General features: G+C 64.5%; 6 protein-coding genes and 1 pseudogene. 3 read left to right on the top strand and 4 right to left on the bottom strand.

The genetic code is table 11. The annotated features are described in order from the left end of the window. The 4 genes and pseudogenes from ACRCSW_RS24710 to ACRCSW_RS24695 all read right to left on the bottom strand — a co-directional run. A pseudogene (locus ACRCSW_RS24710) lies at positions 1 to 89 on the bottom strand (IS1595 family transposase); the annotation flags it as partial. A 75-nt stretch (positions 90 to 164) separates the two neighbouring features. After that, positions 165 to 866, bottom strand: coding sequence for a sirohydrochlorin chelatase (locus tag ACRCSW_RS24705; RefSeq protein ID WP_438708307.1), 702 nt, complete (start codon positions 864 to 866; stop codon positions 165 to 167). Between the two features lie 108 nt (positions 867 to 974). Then, the gene (locus tag ACRCSW_RS24700; RefSeq protein WP_438708306.1) at positions 975 to 2,123 is read right to left on the bottom strand and encodes an SRPBCC family protein; all 1,149 of its coding nucleotides are present in this window, start codon (positions 2,121 to 2,123) and stop codon (positions 975 to 977) included. A gap of 73 nt (positions 2,124 to 2,196) precedes the next feature. Next, positions 2,197 to 2,835 carry an SGNH/GDSL hydrolase family protein gene (locus tag ACRCSW_RS24695; RefSeq protein WP_438708305.1) on the bottom strand — a complete coding sequence of 213 codons (639 nt, stop codon included), beginning with the start codon at positions 2,833 to 2,835 and terminating at the stop codon, positions 2,197 to 2,199. 153 nt (positions 2,836 to 2,988) lie between these two features. Between ACRCSW_RS24695 and ACRCSW_RS24690 the strand changes: the two genes are divergently transcribed. From ACRCSW_RS24690 to ACRCSW_RS24680, 3 genes are all read left to right on the top strand, one after another. Continuing rightward, positions 2,989 to 4,068 carry a LacI family DNA-binding transcriptional regulator gene (locus tag ACRCSW_RS24690; protein WP_438708304.1) on the top strand — a complete coding sequence of 360 codons (1,080 nt, stop codon included), beginning with the start codon at positions 2,989 to 2,991 and terminating at the stop codon, positions 4,066 to 4,068. 159 nt (positions 4,069 to 4,227) lie between these two features. Next, positions 4,228 to 5,544 carry an ABC transporter substrate-binding protein gene (locus ACRCSW_RS24685; protein ID WP_438708303.1) on the top strand — a complete coding sequence of 439 codons (1,317 nt, stop codon included), beginning with the start codon at positions 4,228 to 4,230 and terminating at the stop codon, positions 5,542 to 5,544. A gap of 57 nt (positions 5,545 to 5,601) precedes the next feature. Continuing rightward, the gene (locus ACRCSW_RS24680; RefSeq protein ID WP_438708302.1) at positions 5,602 to 6,549 is read left to right on the top strand and encodes a carbohydrate ABC transporter permease; all 948 of its coding nucleotides are present in this window, start codon (positions 5,602 to 5,604) and stop codon (positions 6,547 to 6,549) included. The last annotated feature ends 53 nt before the right edge of the window (positions 6,550 to 6,602 follow it).

The raw sequence follows: 6,602 nt of genomic DNA, 5'->3' as shown, positions 1-6,602 counted from the left end.
GTCAGATCAAGGGCAAACAGGCGCAGAAGATCGCGGAACTTGCGCTCCGAGATTCTCCCCCGAAACAGATACCGGTTTTTCCAAGCCATGAGAGCACCTTAGCACGCTCCCAGAACCCCTCAGCTAGGGTAGACCCTTTGCAAATTCCTTCGAAGGAATTTGGCTCACCTGCGCCAGCGGCAATCTCCGACACAGACCTCATGCCCTGCCCGGATCGCCGCCGCGATGATCGCCGGCACGCGCGAATCCAGCCCCACCGGCGGCAGGATGCGCCCCTGAAACCCTGCCCCGACCAACGCCCGCGGAATATCGTCGCTCACATGCCCGCCCTCGGCGGCGAAGAACGGCAGACACACCGAGCCCGCGCCAAACCCGGTCAGCGTGGCAAGCTGCGGGTCCTGATCGATGAACCTCGCCGCTACCCGCGCCCCGGTCTCGGCCGCGATCCCGGCCGCAACATGCTGCGCGATATCTGACGGCACCGAAGACTTGAACGACCCATGCGCGGCAAGGATCACCTCACGGGCGCCGGCCTCGCGCACCAGCGTCACGCAAAGATCATGCACCGTCGGGTCGCAGCCGAAGGGCTCCAGCACCCGCCAACCAATCGCTCCCGCCTCACCCAGTCTAGCCGGGATCTGGACCTTGGCGAACCACCCCCCGGCCATGAACATCGGAAAGACCACCCCGTCCGCTATCCCTGCCGCCGCGCGGCCAATCGCGCCCGGTTCGGCCAGAGTTGCGGCGCGGACGTCCCAGCCCGGCAGCAGCGGCCCGACCTGCCCTGCCAGCGTCTCCAGCGCGCGGGCGGCAGGTTCGGGATCAGAGGGCTGGCCATGGGCCACGATGAGCGCGGTTTGGGTCATGGTACATAGGTGCCGCGCGGCAGGGTGTGGTCAAGGGGCCCAAAGGCCGGGGCAGCCAAATTCCTTACTCAAGGAATTTGCCAAGGATTTTCCTTAAAATCCTTGCCCTTACGGCATCTGCCCCGCGATGTATCGGGCGAAGTCATAGTTCGGCCGCTCCAGGTGGCTAAGCGACCCTGGCGACGACAGCCCCGCGCAAAGCCCGCGGTAGACCCGCTCGACACAACCCTTGTCCTCGACATTCACATCGTCCAGCAGCGACTTCAGCGCCGCGAAATGCGCCCCGGCCTCCGGGTCCGCGGACCAATCGGCCGCCAGACCGCCGCCGAACAGCACCTGCACTTGCCCCGGTCCTTTCGGCGTCAGGCTCAGGTACCAGAAATACCCCGGAGTCAGCGTGATCATCAGCGAAGGGTAGATCGACAAAAGCCAGGTGATCCGCCGCTGATCCCCCACCAGCCGCGTGTTCGACGGATGCGCCAGCGTCAACGGCAACGAGTCGTTCTTCATGATCCAGTGATAGTTGAAGGCAGGCAGGCCCTCAGGACAGGTCATCTGCATCAGATCGACCGTGCCGCCGATCGTACCTTCATGGCAGACCGGCAGGTGGTAGCTCTCCATGAAGTTCTCGGCCAGCACCTTCCAGTTGGTGTCCCAGGTGAACTGCTCGCGGAACGCCTCGACATAAGACCCCATGTCCAGGTAACCCACCAGCGCCTCGACATCAGCCAGCGCCTCGCGCGGCGGCGGAGCCTCGGGGTTCAGCGTCACCAGGATCCAGCCGAGCCAATCCTCGACCCGCACACCCGGAAGCTTCACATCCTCCTTGCAGAAACCTTCGTTCAGCCCCATCGCCGGGGCACCCCTCAGCGAGCCGTCCAGGTTGTAGGTCCACGCATGATAGGGGCAGACGATCGACCGCACATTGCCCCGGCCTTCCAGAAGCGTGCTCATCCGGTGGCGGCAGACGTTCGACATGCCGCGCAGCCCGCCTTCACGGTCGCGCAGGATGATGACAGGCTCGCCCGCGATCTCCATCGTCAGATAGTCGCCGGGGTTCGGCAGCGCATCGGCCCGACCCGCGCAAAGCCAGTCCTTCGCAAAGATGTGGCGCTCTTCGGCCTCGGCGAAGTCGGGCGAGGTATAGACCGATTTCGGCATCGCCCGCGCCCGCTCGAACGGCAGGGCGACATTGGCCCGCAGTTCAGCAAGCGCCGACTGGGCGAGCGAGGTCAGGCTTGGGTCGTGTCGGGTCATCGGCGGGCCTTTCTCGGCTGGCCCGCCAGAGCATGCGACAAAGCCTGCGACCGTCAAAGCGAAATTCCGGGACCTAGGGAAAGTGCTGCCGGATCGCGGCCGCAAAAGCCTCGGCCAGCACCGGGTTCGCCTCGGCATCGTAGTGGATACCGTCGATGGGAGAGACCTTGACCAGAGTTCCCGCATCCAGGAACGGAACCTTCAGCCGCGCTGCAACCGCCGCTATCTCAGCCCCCAGCGTCCGCGACTTCGCCGCCCCGCCCGCAAAGATGGCACCCAGGCTTTCCACCTCTTCAATCGGCGGCGGTGCCACCAGCAGGACGCCCGGCGCCCCGCCCTTCGGCCCGGCACCCGAAGCCTGGATCACCCGCACCAGGCGCTCCAGCGATAGCGCTATGTCGACCGCGTTGACCGAAAACCGCTCCTTCAGGTCGTTCGTCCCGAGCATCAGCAGCACCACATCCACCGGCCGGTGGCTCTCCAGCAGGGAAGGCAGAACCGTCAACCCGTTCCGGTGCGCCCCTTCGATGGGGTCGTCGTGCAGCGTCGTCCGGCCCGGATGCCCCTCGGCGATCACCTCCCAGTCGGGCAGGAGCCGCGCCAGTCGTCCCGCCCAACGCTCTTCCCGGCTGAAGCGGCCGACTGCACCAAGATCGGGCATCGGCATCGTGCCATGGGTATTGCTGTCACCGAACAGAAGCAGCGTCCTCATTCCGTCCTCCCCTTGTTTCGGCGAAAGATGCACCGTTTGCGCGCCCGATTTGAAGCGGTTTCCGCAATCGGCCTCCGATGCGCCTCAGAAATCCTGATTGACGTACCTCAGCCGCCAACCGATAGTCGGCGCGCAAAGGCATGGAGCGGTCCCGTGCGGCCAACCGTCAACGATATTGCACGCGAGGCAGGCGTCAGCCTCGCCACCGTGGACAGGGTTCTGAATGCCCGGCCAGGGGTCCGCGACAAGACCGTTCGTGCCGTCAACGATGCAATCGACCGGCTTGGTTATGTGCGCAACGTCGCCGCGGCCAACCTGGCCCGGCAACGCCGCTACCGGTTCCTGTTCATCCTGCCCGCCGTACAAAGCCAGTTCGTTCAAGCACTTAGCGACGCGATCATCGAGTCCGCGCGCGGCCCCCTGGCCGAGGCCAGCGAGGTCATCATCGCCACTGTTCCGCAACGCGACCCCCATGCCATCGTGACGGTGCTTGACGACCAGGGCGACCAGCCGATCGACGGCTGCGCGATCATGGCGCACGAAACACCCGAGGTGCGCGACCTGATCATCCGCCTCAAGGAACAGGGCACCGCCGTCGTATCCCTGATCACCGATCAGCCACAGGCCCCGCGCGACCACTTCGTGGGGATCGACAACCATGCCGCAGGGCGGACCGCAGGCATCCTGCTCGGCAGGTTCGTCGGACCAACCCCTGGAAAAGTGGCCGTGGTCGTAAGCTCCATGCTCGCGCGGGACATGGTCGACCGTCGCCTTGGCTTCGACGAAGTGCTGGCCGAGCGCTTCCCCCATCTGCAGGCCCTGCCCTCTCTCGAGGGCCACGATGACCGCGACCTGACCGCGCAGATCACCGCAGCCTGCCTTGCGTCCCATGAAAACGTCGTGGCGGTCTACGTGGCCGGGGCAGGCACGCGCGGGGTGAATGAGGCGCTGCGCAAGGCCGGGCTTAGCGGCAAGACAGTCGTTGTGGCGCATGAACTTACGGCCCATACCCGCGCCGGGCTTGAAGACGGCAGCATCGATGCCGTGATCTCGCAGGACGTCGGACATCTGGCGCGCTCGGCCCTCAGGGTGCTGCGCGCAAACGCCGACCGGCTGCCGATCGACGAAGGGCAAGAGCAGATTCGCATCACGATCCTCTTGCGCGAGAACCTGCCCGCCACCTCCGATTCGGCCCGGCTCGCTGCCGGAGATCCAGGCGAAGCCGCCGCCTGAGCCCGCTCCAAATCGCTTTGAAAAAGGTCCTGTGGTTGATCTGAGGTACGTTCCTCAAAAACGCTTTACAGCCCCCCTTCGCAGTGCCTATGGTCTGAGCAATCCAAAGAAGGCCCGGCATTCTGCACGGGTCCCCATCATCCACATCGGGAGGACTGCATGACAAGGAAGACACTTGCCGCATCCGCGGCGCTGGCGCTGGTCTGGGGCACCCAGGCGAACGCACAGTCAAACGAACTGACCCTCTGCTGGGCCGCCTGGGACCCGGCGAACGCGCTGGTTGAACTCAGCAAGGACTTCGAGGCGCAGACCGGCACCAAGATGAACTTCGAGTTCGTGCCATGGCCCAATTTCGCCGACCGCATCCTGAACGAACTGAACTCGGGCGGCCAGCTTTGCGACCTTCTGATCGGCGACAGCCAGTGGATCGGGGGCGCGGCTGAAAACGGCTGGTACGTCAAGCTGAACGACTTCTTCGCCGCCGAAGGCATCAGCATGGACGACTTCGCCCCCGCGACCGTCTACGCCTATTCGACCTGGCCCAAGGGCACGCCGAATTACTATGCGCTCCCTGCCATGGGCGACGCGAATGGCTGGTTCTACCGCAAGGACTGGTTCGCCCGTCCGGAAATCCAGGCCGCCTTCAAGGAGAAGCACGGCCGCGATCTGGCAGAGCCGAAGACCCAGAAGGAACTCCTTGAAATCGCCCAGTTCTTCCAGGGGATGGAGATCGACGGCAAGACCGTCTACGGCGCCTCGATCTTCACCGAGCGCGGGTCGGAAGGCATCACCATGGGTGCTACCGGCGCGCTTTATGCCTGGGGCTTCAAGTACGAAAACACCCCCGGCAAGTATGACATGGAAGGTGCTGTAAACTCGGCCGCCGCAGTCGAAGCCCTTGAATTCTACAAGGAGCTCTACAAGACCGCGACCCCTCCGGGCTATGACAACGCCTACATGGAGCAGTCGCTTGACGCCTTCAAATCCGGTCAGGTCGCCATGGCGATGAACTGGTTCGCCTTCTTCCCGGGCCTCTATGCCGACCCCGCGACCGGCGGTGACAAGATCGACTTCTTCGTGAACCCAGGCCAGAACGTCGCGGCCTCGACCCTTGGCGGCCAGGGCATCTCGGTCGTCGCGAACACCGACAACATGGACGGGGCGCTGGCCTACATCAAATGGTTCGCCCAGCCCGACGTGCAGAAGAAGTGGTGGGCCGCTGGCGGCTATTCCTGCCACAAGGCGGTGCTTGAGGACCCAGGCTTCGCGGCCTCGGCCCCCTTCGCCGGTGACTTCCTCGAAGCCATGGGCGGCGTCCAGGACTTCTGGCAGGAGCCGGCCTATGCCTCGCTGCTGCAGGCGATGCAGGAACGGCTCCACAACTTCATCGTGGCCGACCAGGGCACCGCGCAGGAAGCACTCGACGGCCTGATCGCCGACTGGACCGAAGTCTTCGAGGACGAAGGCAAGCTCTGACATCCTTCCGGGTGCGCCGGGCAACACCGGCGCACCCTCTTCCAAGGACCCTCCGACATGGCAAATCCCCCCATTGACCGACTTGCGCGGGCCACTCCGCCATCTCTAGCGCGCAGGGTCCGCGGCCTGTCGGACCGCACCATCGCCTGGATCTTCGTGGCCCCCACGATCTTCCTCCTCCTCGCGATCAACATCTTCCCGCTGATCTGGACCGTGCGCCTCTCGTTCACCAACTACCGCGCCAACCGCCCGAACGCCGAGGTGGAATGGGTCGGCCTTCGGAACTACGAGCGTATCCTGACCGATGACGGCATCTGGGCCAACATGCTGACGACCGCCCATTTCCTGATCTGGACCATCGTTCTGCAGGTCATCATCGGCTTCACCCTCGCCTGGCTGATCAACCGCAAGTTCAAGGGCAACGACCTGGTCACCACGCTCATCGTGCTGCCGATGATGCTGTCGCCCGCCGTGGTCGGCAACTTCTGGACCTTCCTCTACCAGCCGCAGATCGGCCTCGTGAACTACATGGTGGAGCTTGTGACCGGCACCCCCGCCTCCAGCTTCTCGATGCTCGGCCCCGGCGGGCTTGCCCCCTGGTCGATCATCATCGTCGACACCTGGATGTGGACGCCCTTCGTGATGCTGATCTGCCTTGCCGGGCTGCGAAGCATCCCCGACTACATCTATGAGGCCGCCGAGGTCGACCGCGCCTCGAAATGGCGCCAGTTCTGGACGATCACCGTGCCGATGGTGCTGCCGTTCCTGATGCTCGCCGTCCTTTTCCGCGGCATCGAGAACTTCAAGATGTTCGACATGGTCAACCTCCTGACCGGCGGCGGACCGGGCAACGAAACGCTGCTCACCTCGATCGACCTCAAGCGCGAAGCCTTCGAGAAGTGGCGGACGGGCTACTCCTCAGCCTACGCGATCATCCTCTTCGTCACCGTCTTCGGCCTCGCCTCGATCTACGTGAAGGCGCTGAACAAGGTGAAGGAGCGGTGATGATCCTCTCGTCAGCCCCCCACCCCCATCCCCTCCCCACCAGGGGGAGGGGA

The organism is Tabrizicola sp. (assembly GCF_051645465.1).
GTDB lineage: Bacteria > Pseudomonadota > Alphaproteobacteria > Rhodobacterales > Rhodobacteraceae > Tabrizicola.
The sequence above is the reverse complement of the archived record's forward strand: the minus strand, read 5'-3'. Positions and strand labels throughout refer to the sequence as shown.

What these genes read in the sequence shown, in the direction of transcription:
- ACRCSW_RS24705 (WP_438708307.1), bottom strand. Translation starts at nt 866, where the DNA reads ATGACCCAAACCGCGCTCATCGTGGCCCATGGCCAGCCCTCTGATCCC.
- ACRCSW_RS24700 (WP_438708306.1), bottom strand. Translation starts at nt 2,123, where the DNA reads ATGACCCGACACGACCCAAGCCTGACCTCGCTCGCCCAGTCGGCGCTT.
- ACRCSW_RS24695 (WP_438708305.1), bottom strand. Translation starts at nt 2,835, where the DNA reads ATGAGGACGCTGCTTCTGTTCGGTGACAGCAATACCCATGGCACGATG.
- ACRCSW_RS24685 (WP_438708303.1), top strand. Translation starts at nt 4,228, where the DNA reads ATGACAAGGAAGACACTTGCCGCATCCGCGGCGCTGGCGCTGGTCTGG.
- ACRCSW_RS24680 (WP_438708302.1), top strand. Translation starts at nt 5,602, where the DNA reads ATGGCAAATCCCCCCATTGACCGACTTGCGCGGGCCACTCCGCCATCT.